At 41.0% G+C, this 12,834-nt stretch carries 8 protein-coding genes, 5 tRNA genes and 2 pseudogenes; all 15 read left to right on the top strand.

The genetic code is table 11. The features are described from left to right. The first annotated feature begins 7 nt into the window (after nucleotides 1-7). The 15 genes and pseudogenes from prfB (at nucleotide 8) to ACU8V8_RS02870 (ending at nucleotide 12,752) form a co-directional block, all read left to right on the top strand. A protein-coding gene (gene prfB / locus ACU8V8_RS02800) for a peptide chain release factor 2 (protein WP_135473160.1) occupies nucleotides 8-1,106 on the top strand; the annotation gives its coding sequence in 2 pieces (ribosomal slippage) (nucleotides 8-82 and nucleotides 84-1,106; 1,098 coding nt in all). Between the two features lie 26 nt (nucleotides 1,107-1,132). Further along, nucleotides 1,133-2,668, top strand: a complete 1,536-nt coding sequence (lysS, locus tag ACU8V8_RS02805; protein WP_446888771.1) for a lysine--tRNA ligase — start codon at nucleotides 1,133-1,135, stop codon at nucleotides 2,666-2,668. Nucleotides 2,669-2,964: 296 nt separating this feature from the next. After that, complete coding sequence (locus ACU8V8_RS02810; RefSeq protein WP_087532944.1) at nucleotides 2,965-3,153, top strand: hypothetical protein; 189 nt, start codon at nucleotides 2,965-2,967, stop codon at nucleotides 3,151-3,153. A 129-nt stretch (nucleotides 3,154-3,282) separates the two neighbouring features. Then, nucleotides 3,283-3,375: transfer RNA gene (locus ACU8V8_RS02815), tRNA-Ser, on the top strand. Between the two features lie 37 nt (nucleotides 3,376-3,412). Continuing rightward, nucleotides 3,413-3,489, top strand: a tRNA-Arg gene (locus ACU8V8_RS02820). Nucleotides 3,490-3,549: 60 nt separating this feature from the next. Then, nucleotides 3,550-3,626: transfer RNA gene (locus ACU8V8_RS02825), tRNA-Arg, on the top strand. Between the two features lie 89 nt (nucleotides 3,627-3,715). After that, nucleotides 3,716-3,792, top strand: a tRNA-Arg gene (locus ACU8V8_RS02830). 113 nt (nucleotides 3,793-3,905) lie between these two features. Continuing rightward, nucleotides 3,906-3,982: transfer RNA gene (locus ACU8V8_RS02835), tRNA-Arg, on the top strand. Nucleotides 3,983-4,799: 817 nt separating this feature from the next. Further along, nucleotides 4,800-6,176, top strand: coding sequence for an NlpC/P60 family protein (locus ACU8V8_RS02840; RefSeq protein ID WP_446888772.1), 1,377 nt, complete (start codon nucleotides 4,800-4,802; stop codon nucleotides 6,174-6,176). Between the two features lie 8 nt (nucleotides 6,177-6,184). After that, nucleotides 6,185-7,297, top strand: coding sequence for a dipeptide epimerase (locus ACU8V8_RS02845; protein WP_446888773.1), 1,113 nt, complete (start codon nucleotides 6,185-6,187; stop codon nucleotides 7,295-7,297). Continuing rightward, on the top strand, nucleotides 7,294-8,058 hold the full coding sequence (locus tag ACU8V8_RS02850; RefSeq protein ID WP_446888774.1) for a L,D-transpeptidase family protein: 765 nt from the start codon (nucleotides 7,294-7,296) through the stop codon (nucleotides 8,056-8,058). Before ACU8V8_RS02845 ends, ACU8V8_RS02850 begins: the two co-directional genes overlap by 4 nt. 106 nt (nucleotides 8,059-8,164) lie before the next feature. After that, nucleotides 8,165-9,737: pseudogene (locus ACU8V8_RS02855) on the top strand (sodium:solute symporter). Next, a complete protein-coding gene (locus ACU8V8_RS02860; protein ID WP_446888775.1) occupies nucleotides 9,730-10,626 on the top strand; it encodes a BadF/BadG/BcrA/BcrD ATPase family protein in 897 nt (298 codons plus the stop codon). The pseudogene ACU8V8_RS02855 and the gene ACU8V8_RS02860 overlap by 8 nt, the downstream one beginning before the upstream one ends. A gap of 4 nt (nucleotides 10,627-10,630) precedes the next feature. Continuing rightward, on the top strand, nucleotides 10,631-11,566 hold the full coding sequence (gene murQ / locus ACU8V8_RS02865) for an N-acetylmuramic acid 6-phosphate etherase (RefSeq protein ID WP_446888776.1): 936 nt from the start codon (nucleotides 10,631-10,633) through the stop codon (nucleotides 11,564-11,566). Next, nucleotides 11,567-12,752 (top strand): annotated as a pseudogene (locus ACU8V8_RS02870) (exo-beta-N-acetylmuramidase NamZ family protein). Nucleotides 12,753-12,834: the final 82 nt, after the last annotated feature.

Genomic DNA, 12,834 nt, shown 5'->3' on the forward strand with positions numbered 1-12,834 from the left:
AACGTAGATGTTTGAAGTGAATCCTGTGATTAATCAAATCAAGGAAATTCGCGAACGTACCGAGCTGCTTCGGGGGTACCTTTGACTACGCTCATAAACAAGAGCGCCTAGAAGAAGTTAACGCCGAACTTGAAGATTCAGCGGTATGGAATGAGCCTGAACGTGCGCAAGCACTTGGCCGTGAAAAATCAGCATTAGAGGCCGTTGTTGAAACAATTGATAATCTTGTTGCCGGTGCTGACGATGTTGAAGGTTTACTTGAACTTGCTATAGAAGCTGAAGACGAAGAGACTTTTAACGAGGCGCAAAGCGAGCTAGATGACTTAAACGAGCAGCTCGAAGGTTTAGAGTTCCGTCGTATGTTCTCAGGCCCCCACGATTCAAACGATGCTTACTTAGATTTACAATCTGGCTCAGGCGGCACCGAAGCACAAGACTGGTGTAACATGCTACTACGTATGTATTTACGCTGGGGCGAAGCGAAAGGCTTTAAAGTTGAGTTAGTTGAAGCCACTGACGGTGATGTTGCTGGTATTAAAGGCGCCACTGTACGCTTCGTTGGTGAATACGCTTATGGTTGGTTGCGCACAGAAACTGGCGTGCATCGCCTAGTACGTAAGAGCCCCTTTGATTCAAGTGGTCGTCGTCACACATCTTTTGCTTCAGCATTCGTATACCCAGAGATAGACGATAATATTGAAATTGATATTAACCCGTCTGATTTACGAATTGACGTATACCGTGCATCAGGCGCGGGTGGTCAGCACGTAAATACCACCGAATCTGCAGTACGTATTACCCACGTGCCAACAAATACGGTAGTGCAGTGTCAAAATGAGCGTTCTCAGCATAAAAATAAAGCGCAAGCGATGAAGCAGCTAAAAGCAAAATTATTTGAGCTTGAACTGCAACAACAAAACGCTGAAAAACAAAGCCAAGAAGATGCAAAATCTGATATTGGTTGGGGGAGTCAAATTCGTTCCTACGTACTTGATGACGCGCGTATTAAAGATTTGCGTACCGGCGTTGAAAACCGTAATACCCAATCGGTACTTGACGGTAACTTAGACAAATTTATTGAAGCCAGCCTAAAATCTGGTTTATAACCACCAAGCTAAAAAAGAGCTAAAAAATGACTGATCAAATCCAAGACGAAAATAAGTTAATCGCTGAGCGTCGTGGCAAATTAGACGCTATTCGCGAAAATTGCCCAGCCAACGGTCATCCAAACCAATTCCGTCGTGAGCATTACACGGCAGATTTGCAGGCTGAGTTTGGTGATAAATCGAAAGAAGAGTTAGTAGAGCTTCAGCATGTTGTATCTATTGCTGGACGTATTCTTGCTAAGCGCGGTCCTTTCCTTGCTATTCAAGACATGAAAGGTCGCGTACAAGCGTATGCATCTAAAGATGTACAAAAAGACTTAAAAGCAAAATATGGTCAACTAGATATCGGTGACATCATCGGTGTTAAAGGTGCACTTAATAAATCAGGTAAAGGCGATTTATACGTAGAAATGACAGAGTATCAATTGCTTACTAAGTCATTGCGCCCACTTCCTGAAAAGTTCCATGGTCTATCGGATCAAGAAACTAAGTATCGTCAACGTTACGTTGATTTGATCACTAACGAAGCGACCCGTGAAACGTTTCGCATTCGCTCACAAGTGGTCGAAGGCATTCGTCGTTTCTTAGCTGATCGTGATTTTATGGAAGTAGAAACGCCGATGTTACAGGTTATTCCTGGTGGCGCAACGGCGCGTCCATTTGTGACTCACCACAATGCCCTTGATATCGATATGTATTTACGTATCGCCCCAGAGCTTTATTTAAAACGTTTAGTGGTCGGTGGTTTTGACCGCGTATTTGAAATTAACCGTAACTTCCGTAACGAAGGGTTATCAACACGTCATAACCCAGAATTCACAATGATTGAGTTCTATCAAGCATATGCTGATTACATCGATTTGATGAACATCACCGAAGACATGTTACGTACAGTGGCAACAAACGTACTTGGTAGCCCAATTGTTGTTAATACAACAAAAGATGAAAACGGTGAAGTGATTGACTCAGTAGAGTATGATTTTGGTCAACCGTTCACCCGTTTAAGCATGGCGGATGCAATCTTAAAATATAACCCAGACTTTGATGCAGCTGTATTTAACGACCCAGAAAATCATTTTGAAGAATTAAAAGCTTACGCTAAACAAGTGCACGTTAAAATTCCTGAAAACTGTGTGTGGGGCCCTGGTAAGTTCTTATGTGAGATATTTGAAGAGACGGCTGAGCACATGCTTATCCAACCTACATTTATCACTGGCTACCCGTGGGAAGTATCGCCACTTGCACGTCGTAACGATGAAAACCCATTTGTTACCGATCGCTTTGAATTCTTTGTTGGTGGTCGTGAGCTTGCTAATGGTTTCTCTGAGCTTAATGATGCACAAGATCAAGCAGAGCGTTTTACTCGCCAAGTTGAAGAGAAAGACGCCGGTGATGACGAAGCAATGCATTACGATGAAGATTATATTCGCGCACTAGAATATGGTTTACCACCAACAGCAGGTGAGGGAATAGGTATCGATCGCTTAGTTATGTTGTTTACTGACTCATCAACAATTAAAGATGTTATCTTGTTCCCGCATATGCGCCCACAAGCTGACTAACACTACTTTTTATTAAATAGTAGAAAACGCCGCTTAAATGCGGCGTTTTTTGTGCGACATATCTGCAAGGTGTGTACGCTATTTCGTAGTATTAAATCTAACATAGTTGATAATCAGTTTTTTACTGATGTAATTAACTGATTTTTATTAAATTAGATAATTATTTAGATGTAATCTTATTAAAAAGTACAAAGATATAAATATCGGGTAGGTTATTAAGTGTAAATACAGCGTAAAGTATGTACTTTGATTTATAAGTTAACCCTAAAGTGTTTTATAGATAAATGGATTTAGATATGAAAGATAAGAAACAGCCAAAGCTAAGCTCTTTGGATAGCTTCACTGATGAACAGCAAAGACAAAACTACTATCGTGCGTGTATCGCCGAATTTCAACAGTTAGGTTATCAAGATCAGTATTTAGAACAGCTAGGTGATGAGCTTGTTCCATTGTTGGGTGTTGAGGCTGATATTAAAAAATCTTAAATTGCTTAATCATCAAGCTTAAAACGCTTTTTTTTTACACTAATGTGTATTCTCTAACCGAACAGCTACTTTTAACAAGAAAAGTGTTTGACATATTTTCTGAAATCTTTATTATACGCCCCACAAGACGGAGAGGTGGCCGAGTGGCCGAAGGCGCTCCCCTGCTAAGGGAGTATAGGGTTTGTAGCTCTATCGAGGGTTCGAATCCCTCCTTCTCCGCCATTTATTTTTATAAATGGTATCTTGTAATGTAAAGAATGGGCGCATAGCTCAGCTGGATAGAGTACCTGGCTACGAACCAGGCGGTCGGAGGTTCGAATCCTCCTGCGCCCACCATCCTTTACTTGCTTTTTAAAAGCACACTCTACTTAGAGGATAAATAAGAAATCAAAAAGTGGGCGCATAGCTCAGCTGGATAGAGTACCTGGCTACGAACCAGGCGGTCGGAGGTTCGAATCCTCCTGCGCCCACCACTTTTTGCTCTTATTTTAAGTATAAATAAGTAATATTTGATTTAGCAGTCAAACAGGTCAGATAAGACCTTAAAATCGAAATAGAATGTGGGCGCATAGCTCAGCTGGATAGAGTACCTGGCTACGAACCAGGCGGTCGGAGGTTCGAATCCTCCTGCGCCCACCACTTTCTATTAACTAGTCAAGTTAATAGAATAGAACCGACATAAGTCGGTTTTTTTATGCCATAAAATAGGTGTAAAAAGTCAGATAAGACCTTAAAATCAAAAAATAGAATGTGGGCGCATAGCTCAGCTGGATAGAGTACCTGGCTACGAACCAGGCGGTCGGAGGTTCGAATCCTCCTGCGCCCACCACTTTCTATTACTATTTAAGTTAATAGAAAACAGCCGACGATAGTCGGTTTTTTTATGCCTGAAATTTGCAGTAAGCTCTGGTTTATCCTGCGCTTTTTTAAAGATTAAACCAGCAACCGAGCGACCTCAGGTTCACTCTTACAAGATACGTCCTGCGCCCACCACTTTCTATTACTATTTAAGTTAATAGAAAACAGCCGACGATAGTCGGTTTTTTTATGCCTGAAATTTGCAGTAAGCTCTGGTTTATCCTGCGCTTTTTTAAAGATTAAACCAGCAACCGAGCGGCCTCAGGTTCACTCTTACAAGATATGTCCTGCGCCCACCACTTTCTATTACTATTTAAGTTAATCATTAACAATAAGCTTAAGAGGCGTTTCACTTTAAGAGCTAGGAGGAAAGTTTTTAATTGGTATAAGAATAAAATCTGGCGTGGGCTAGCATTGCTATAAATGCAGCAGAGATTAAAAATGACTCTTTATATTTTTATTTTGCCAATCCAATATAAACCTACTTCATAAACGATTACATGGGTAATTTAGGGGAGCTAAATCCTAAATAGTTAAAATCAGCTAAGTAGATGAATTTGCTTAGCCGTAAATTTGTGTTAGATTTAATAAAATATTCCTTTAATGTCGTTTGGTTTAGAATTTAATTTTCATTACTTGTTCAAGCTATCTGCATTGTTTAAACCGCAGCTTGTTGCCAGGTAGATAGGAGATAAATAGACTAGCGAATAAAAAATAACAACAATGGTAAAAACGAAACTAACAGGTCAATTCATTTGTTAGTGATTCAACAAATTCTAGGGGGACATATGCGTCGTTCAATCATCGCCATTTCTATAGCTCTAAGTTGTGCTCTTTGTAGTCCTGTACAGGCCCAAGGTTGGCAGTCTGATGTGATTGGCGTTACTCAGTCACAGCTGAGTGCGCAGCATTGGCTTAAACAAAACATATCAGCCAAAGTGTTAATGCAACCAGAGCAAATACAAGCATTTAACCAAAAGCTAATTAGCGATAACGATTACATTGTAGACCCGCTTGATTATCAAAAAACACTCAGTAAAGACGATTTAGAGGCGGCTATTTTAAAAGCGAGTTCAGTGCCTAAAAGTCCGCGTTTTTATACCGATGGTCGTCAGCTGAGTGCCAAGCATTTTGCTAAATATACCGATAACCTAAATCTAAACGCAGTAAAAAATACGAATAAAGTGCGTTTTGGTATGGTGGTAAAGCGCACCGCATTACGTACTTTTCCAACATGGGATCGTGTTTTAAATAGTGGTTTAGATAAAGATCTCGACCGTTTTCAAGAAAGTGGCATGTTCCCTGGTGAAAGTGTGGCTGTGCTGCATCAAAGTACAGATAAAAAATGGCTTTTAGTTCGCGCTTATAATTATTTGGCTTGGACGCCAGCTGAAGATATTGCTTTTGGTGATGCGAATACGATTCGAGAGTACAAAAAACAAGATGACTTTTTATTAGTGACGGGTGCTAAAGTGAGCACTGCATATGTGCCAGATGATAACTCTCGCTCAGAAGTTCAGCTCGATATGGGAGTGCGCTTACCTTTAATGGCGGCAAAAGATGTTCCGCATTTATTAAATGGTCAAAATACCTATGCAAGTCATGTTGTGCAGTTACCGACACGAAACGAGCAAGGGCAATTAGAAATAAAGCCCGCAATGATCAGTAAATCTGCGGATGTAAATATGGGGTATTTACCTTACACCGAAGCTAATTTGATCAAACAAGGTTTTAAATTTTTAGGTGAACGTTATGGCTGGGGCCATGACTACAATGGCCGTGATTGCACCGGTTTTGTGGGTGAAATTTATAAAAGTTTTGGTTTATTAATGCCTCGTAATTCAGGGCAACAAGGTAGTAGTGATTACGGCACTAATAACCGTTTTGATAAACAAAGCACCGAGCAACAAAAGCTTGGTGTAACCCAGCAAATGAAAATAGGTGATCTTATTTATATCCCTGGTCATGTAATGATGTATTTGGGTGAACAAGACGGCCAGCCATACGTGATCCACGACGTAAAAGGGTTAGGTTACAACAATGCTGATGGCAGTTTTTACTCGGGGTCACTTAACGGTGTATCGGTAACACCGTTGCTGCCTTTACGCTTATCCCAAAAGGTGAGCTATTTAGACCGAGTTTATAATATTAAGCGTATTCGTTAGGAGCCAATATGAAAATAAAAACAATACGTTTTGCCAAACTTAAAGTGCCGCTAGTTACCCCTTTTAAAACAGCATTACGAGAAGTCAGTTTTATTGAAGACTTAGTGATTATTATTGAGACAAACGGCGGCCAACTAGGTTACGGTAGTGCAGCATCAACACCTGTTATTACGGGTGATACCCATCAAGGTATGATGGGTGTAATTAGTCAACTTATTGCCCCAAAATTGATTGATAGAGAGATAGAAAACCTTAATCAGATTTGCCATATTATTCAATCAACAGTGGTAGGCAATTACAGTGCAAAAGCAGCTTTAGAACTGGCTGTTTATGACCTGTGGGGTAAGTTGTATCAAGCGCCGCTGTATAAGTTACTTGGTGGTGGCAGCAAAGATCTTAGAACCGACATAACCATTAGTGTTGATGCGATTGATAAAATGCTTGCTGATTGCCAACTTGCGGTGCAACAAGGCTTTGATATTTTAAAAGTAAAAATAGGCAACGATTTGCAGCAAGATATTGCTCGCATTAATGCTATCTACCAAGATTTTAGCCAGCAAGCGCAAATACGCTTAGATGTAAACCAAGGTTGGTCAGCTAAGCAAACGGTGTTTGCGTTACAGCAGCTTGAAAATAACAATGTACAATTAGAGCTTGTTGAGCAACCTGTTAAAAGTGATGATTTTAAAGGATTAAAATACATAACAGAGCGTGTTAATACACCCATAATGGCTGATGAAAGTGCGTTTTCGCCGCAGCAGGTTATTCAGTTACTAGAACAAAACGCAGTCGATATTATCAATATTAAAGTAATGAAAACTGGCGGCCTTAGTCGCGCAATAGAAATAGCTAATATTACAGCGCAATATCAAGCGCAATGTATGATTGGTTGCATGCTTGAAGGAAGTATCGCAGTAGCAGGCGCGGCTCATTTGGCATCAGCAAAAGCGCAGCAAATCACTAAAATTGATTTAGACGGCCCTGCACTAGGCCAATACGACCCAGTACAAGGAGGGGTTGAGTTCAAAGGGCCTGCAATCACGTTAGGTGATGCGCCAGGTTTAGGAATAACTAAAATAGATGGGTTACAAGATATAACCGATGGAGTCTGGCCAATATGAAAAAATATATAAAAATAACCACTGCGGCATTTATATTGAGCAGCTCTGTGGGGTGTGCGCAGCAACATGTTAGTGCTCAAAATACGGTTATACCAGATCAAACAAAACAGTTGATAGTCGTTATTGCTGATGATTGGCAAGCAACACAAGCGCAATTGTATCGCTTTGAACAAAGTGAGAGTGGGTGGCAACAAGTCGGTGATGATTACTCTGTGGTATTAGGCCGTACGGGTTTAGCATGGGGAATTGGTATACACCCAGAGCAAGGGGGCCTGCAAAAGCAAGAAGGTGATGGTAAAGCGCCTGCGGGGGTTTTTGAGCTAGGTACCGCATTTGGCTATTTAGACTCATTACAAACCAATATGACCTATCAAGGTATGACGGCTAACGATTACTGCATAGATGTAAAAGGCTCACCATTTTATAATCAGTTAGTTGATAAGTCAGTTGTGGGTGATTCGGCGGTTAAAGGGTCGTCAGAATGGATGCGCCGTGATATCTATAGTCAAGACAACCTGTATAAAAAAGGCATTGTTGTAAAGCATAATAGTGAAAATATCGATGGTGCTGGTAGTTGTATTTTTATGCATTTATGGCGAGCCCAAGATAAACCAACCGCTGGCTGTACAGCTATGACTGAGCAAAATATGGATAGTTTATTAGCATGGCTAGATAAAAAAAATGCCCCATTAATGGTGAGCTTACCAAAGCAGCAATATGCACAAAAGCAAGCAGTGTGGAACCTGCCTAGTATTAAATAGCAGGTTTTAATACAGCGTTGAGCAAATGAAATAATAAAATCATTTGCTTTTAATTTATTTGATGGAATAATATATTCCTTAAAGTGGTTTTTTGTTGGGATAATAAATGAGTGCACAATATACCTTGTTAGATTGGCTCGTGTTTGCAAGCTACGGTGCAATTTTATTGCTTAGTGGCTGGTGGTTTAATCGTAAGCGTGCCAATTCAAGCCAAGATTTCTTTTTAGGCGGCAATAGTATGCCAACATGGATGGTGGCAATTTCGGTATTGGCAACATCACAATCAGCCGCTACGTTTATTGGTGGGCCAGATCAAGGCTATCAAGGAGATTTGTCTTATTTAGCAACCAATATTGGTGCTTTCATAGCTGCCTTTATAGTATCGGTATTTTTGATCCCTAAGTTTTACCAGCAAAAAGTTTATACCGTATATGAGCTGCTTGAAAAACGCATTGGCCCAAAAAGCTAAGCGTCGTAGTGGATTAATGTATTTATTTGGTCGCGTGTTTGCCAGTGGTGCGCGTTTATATATGGCGGCTATAGCAGTAGCTATGATTTTGTATGGCAATATAGAAGCGCAAAGTGTGATCATAGCCACTTTATTGTTGGCTTTAGCTGGTTTGTTATACACCGTGTTTGGTGGCATTCGAAGTGTAATTTATTCAGATGTGCTGCAAAGCATTGTTTATGTAAGTGCCGCAATTGCCGTTATTTGGTGTTTGTTATTGTTAATTCCGGCGGATTTTTCGACCATTATGGCAACTTTAAATGAACCAGCTCCTGGTGCTGACTCTAAATTAGCCATTTTTAAGTTTGATCTCGATTTTGGCCCCAGTGGTGTGTTCAATATGGCCTCGGTATTAACAGGATTTGTACTGTTAAATATTGCAGCGTTTGGCTTAGATCAAGACATGACACAACGGTTATTAACCTGCAAAAGCGAGAAAGAAGGCAGTAAAGCCTTAGTGCTTTCGATTGTGATGGTTATTCCAGTCATGTTGGTTTTTATCTTTATCGGCCTATTACTTTATGTGGTTTATCAACAACCCTTATTAATGAACAGTGATGGTGCTCAAGTAGTGCAAGAGTTTAATGGTGAGAAGATTACTATTTTCATGTACTACGTACTTAACGAAGCGCCTGCAGGGGTAAAAGGACTTGTCAGCGTAGGTATTATAGCGGCGGCAATCTCTACACTAAATTCCGGTTTAAGTTCAATGTCTTCGGTTATAGTACAAGATTTGTATCGCCCATATTTAGAAGCTAAAAACAAGCAGGTCGCTGACAGCCATTTTGTTAAGGCAGGACGCGTGGGAATGGCGTTTGTGAGCCTTTCTTTAGCCGTTATGGCCATCCTTTGTTATTTTTGGCAGCAGTACTCTGATATGCCACTGTTAAAGTTTGCGCTAAGTGTCATGGTATTTTCGTATAGTGGTTTGTTAGGTGTGTATTTTACTACTTTGTTCACCAAACGAGGCAGTGAAAGTTCAGTGTTAGCAGCTTTGATTATAGGTTTTTTAGTCACTTTATTAATGCAGCCTTACATGATTGACTGGTTATTACCGCAGGAGCAACGTTTTTACTTAGGCTTCACTTGGCAGCTGTGTATCGGCACTGCATTAGCCACAATAGTGTGTTGTTTAGGTAAACCTGTATTAAGGAAATCGGCGGATGAGTAAAATAAATTATTTACTCGCGCTTGATGGCGGTGGTACTAAAATTACAGCACATATTATTCACTTAAACAGTGACACCACCTATGTGGTGCATGGCGGCGAAGCATCGTTAAGTAATAACTTTCAAATGGCTTTAAACAACATTGAAGCTGTGATCCACAACTTACTTGAGCAAAGTAACGCAAAATTAGACGAAGTTATTGCGGTCATGGGCGTGGCCGGAGGTGGCTCAAAAGAGCTGTCGGAACGGTTAACTGCAGCCCTTGAGCTTGGTTGTGACATTAAGTTTGCTCAATTATATATATACAGTGATGCAATAAGCTCTTTGTATGGTGCAAATGAAGGCAAGCCCGTTGCCATGGTAGCCCTAGGTACAGGCGCGGTTGGAGCAAGACTAACCGAAGATGGTAACACTCACCTTGTTGGTGGCTGGGGCTTTATGGCTGATGATTTTGGTGGCGGCGCACATTTAGGTTTGAGCGCAGTTCAAGCGCTTCTTAACGATATAGATTGTTTTGGTGCGCCACACAGTAAGGTAACTAAACAAATAGCTAATCTCATTGGTTGTCAGCGGGCTCAGCTTAGTGCCTGGTTGTATACAGCTAAAGCCATTGACTATGCTCGTTTTACGTACCTTATTTTTGAACTGCAAGACGACTGCGAAGTCGCACACACATTACTAAAAAACCATGCTCGACAAGTTGAGTATTTAATTGAAAAAACACGCGCAAACAGCGATTTACCTGTTATGTTAACAGGTGGTCTAGCTGATGTTACGATAGCGCTATTAAATCAGCAAATGCAGCAATTGATTATCCCTAGGTTGGGCGACTCATTGCGCGGTGCCACCTTCTTGGCACATCAGCATTTGCAAAATGACTATATAGGATAAACCGATGAGTTCTGAACACGCATTTGAACAACAACGTACACTTTTAGAGGAACTAAATGGTATCGTCTCAGAAGGGCAGAACCCAGATACTCTAGATATAGACTTGCTTGATAGCACGCAAATCTTGACCAAAATAAATCAAGAAGATCAGAAGGTTGCCCAAGCTGTTAAATTGGTTATTCCACAAATAAGTGAAGCGGTTGACTATATTGAAACAGCGTTTAAACAAGGTGGCCGACTGATCTATATAGGTGCAGGCACAAGCGGGCGCTTAGGGATTTTAGATGCCGTAGAATGCGCACCAACATATAGCGTTAATGATCAACAAGTTATGGGGATTATTGCCGGCGGCGAAACGGCGTTTAAAAAAGCCGTTGAAGGAGCTGAAGATAGCCTTACTTTAGGCGTTGAGGATTTAAAAGCGATTAACCTGCAAGCCAAAGATGTTGTAGTGGGAATTGCCGCCAGTGGCCGTACTCCGTATGTACGTGCTGCAATTGAATACGCTAAATCTGTGGGTTGTAAAACGGTTGGTGTTACCTGTAATCCTAATTCGTTAGTGATGCAGTTGCCTGATATTGGTATTTGCCCAGTTGTTGGTGCAGAGGCAGTAACAGGGTCAACCCGAATGAAGTCTGGCACAGCGCAAAAACTCGTTTTAAATATGCTTAGTACTGCCAGTATGATCCGCACAGGCAAGGTATATAAAAATCTTATGGTGGATGTTAATGCTAGCAATGAAAAGCTTCATGCCCGTGCTATTCGTATTGTTATGCAAGCAACCGACTGCTCACATCAGCAAGCCGTTGATGCACTCGCACAGGCAAAACAAAGCGCGAAGCTGGCTATTTTAATCGTGCTAACAGGTAAAGATGCCGCTCAAGCAGAGCAAATGCTCACTCAAGCTGATGGCTTTTTACGTAAAGCGGTGGAGTTATAGATGTTTTTAAGAGCGCTTGTGTTATTAGCTTGCTTAGTGCTAGTAGCTTGTAATAATTCGCCACATGCTAAAATCACTCAACCTGTAAGTCAAAAACTACAGGTAGCAGCAGCGCAATTTGAACAATATTTACCTGAGCTACAAGGTAAGCGAGTTGGCTTGGTTGTTAATCAAACATCGCAAGTCGATGGTGTACACCTTGTTGATTTGTTGCGTGCGAAAGGCGTGAACATAGTTAAAATTTTTGCACCTGAGCATGGTTTTCGTGGCGATCATGATGCTGGTGCTCATGTTAAAAGTGCAGTAGATGCTAAAACAGGCATTGATGTCGTCTCTATTTATGGAAGTAATAAAAAACCCGATGCCAAAGTGCTGAGTGAACTTGATGTAATCATTTTTGACATTCAAGATGTGGGTGTGCGCTTTTACACTTATATCAGCTCGATGCATTATATGATGGAAGCTGCGGCGCAAAACAACGTAAAGTTTATGGTACTTGATAGACCAAACCCAAACATTGCTTATGTTGACGGGCCAATTTTAGAGCCTGAATTTCGCTCATTTGTGGGGGTGCACCCCATTCCAGTGTTACATGGTATGACTGTGGGTGAACTAGCCAAAATGATCAAAGGTGAGAATTGGATAGATAGCGCTAACGAACTTGATTTGAGCGTATTTCCTGTAGCCAATTATACTCGCAATACCTCATACCAAGTGCCCGTAAAGCCAAGCCCTAATTTACCTAATGCACAATCAATTACCTTGTATCCGTCATTATGTTTTTTTGAAGCAACACCAATTACTATTGGTCGTGGTACTGATTTTCCATTTCAGGTGGTTGGTTATTCGCCCGTAGCTCTAGGTGAGTTTGGCTTCACACCTCGTGCGATTAAAGGCGCGTCTATGAACCCTAAATTTAAAGGTATGACGGTGCTAGGTTTAGACTTACGGGAGAGTGCGATTAAGGGGCTCGATTTAAGCTTATTTATTAGTGCTTAAAAAAAACTCACCGCTAATAATCAGGTGTTTTTTTGAACGTGCAAGTTTTATGGATAAGCTCGCAGGCACTGATAAACTGCGCTTAGCAATTGAAGCAGGGCAAACCGAACACCAAATTAAACAAAGCTGGCAGCAAGGTTTAGAGCGTTTCAAGCAACAGAGAAACCCGTATTTGCTGTATCAGTAAGCGCATAAAGCAGGACATTATAAACTTGATAAACGCAGCCCTGGCTGCGTTTTTTTATTGCGCTTAAAAAAGGCTAACGGTA

The sequence above is a fragment of the Pseudoalteromonas sp. SaAl2 genome (genome assembly GCF_052947895.1).

Excerpts from the sequence above, each read along its gene's own strand:
- lysS (WP_446888771.1), top strand. The coding sequence starts at position 1,133 with ATGACTGATCAAATCCAAGACGAAAATAAGTTAATCGCTGAGCGTCGT.
- ACU8V8_RS02810 (WP_087532944.1), top strand. The coding sequence starts at position 2,965 with ATGAAAGATAAGAAACAGCCAAAGCTAAGCTCTTTGGATAGCTTCACT.
- ACU8V8_RS02840 (WP_446888772.1), top strand. The coding sequence starts at position 4,800 with ATGCGTCGTTCAATCATCGCCATTTCTATAGCTCTAAGTTGTGCTCTT.
- ACU8V8_RS02845 (WP_446888773.1), top strand. The coding sequence starts at position 6,185 with ATGAAAATAAAAACAATACGTTTTGCCAAACTTAAAGTGCCGCTAGTT.
- ACU8V8_RS02850 (WP_446888774.1), top strand. The coding sequence starts at position 7,294 with ATGAAAAAATATATAAAAATAACCACTGCGGCATTTATATTGAGCAGC.
- ACU8V8_RS02860 (WP_446888775.1), top strand. The coding sequence starts at position 9,730 with ATGAGTAAAATAAATTATTTACTCGCGCTTGATGGCGGTGGTACTAAA.
- murQ (WP_446888776.1), top strand. The coding sequence starts at position 10,631 with ATGAGTTCTGAACACGCATTTGAACAACAACGTACACTTTTAGAGGAA.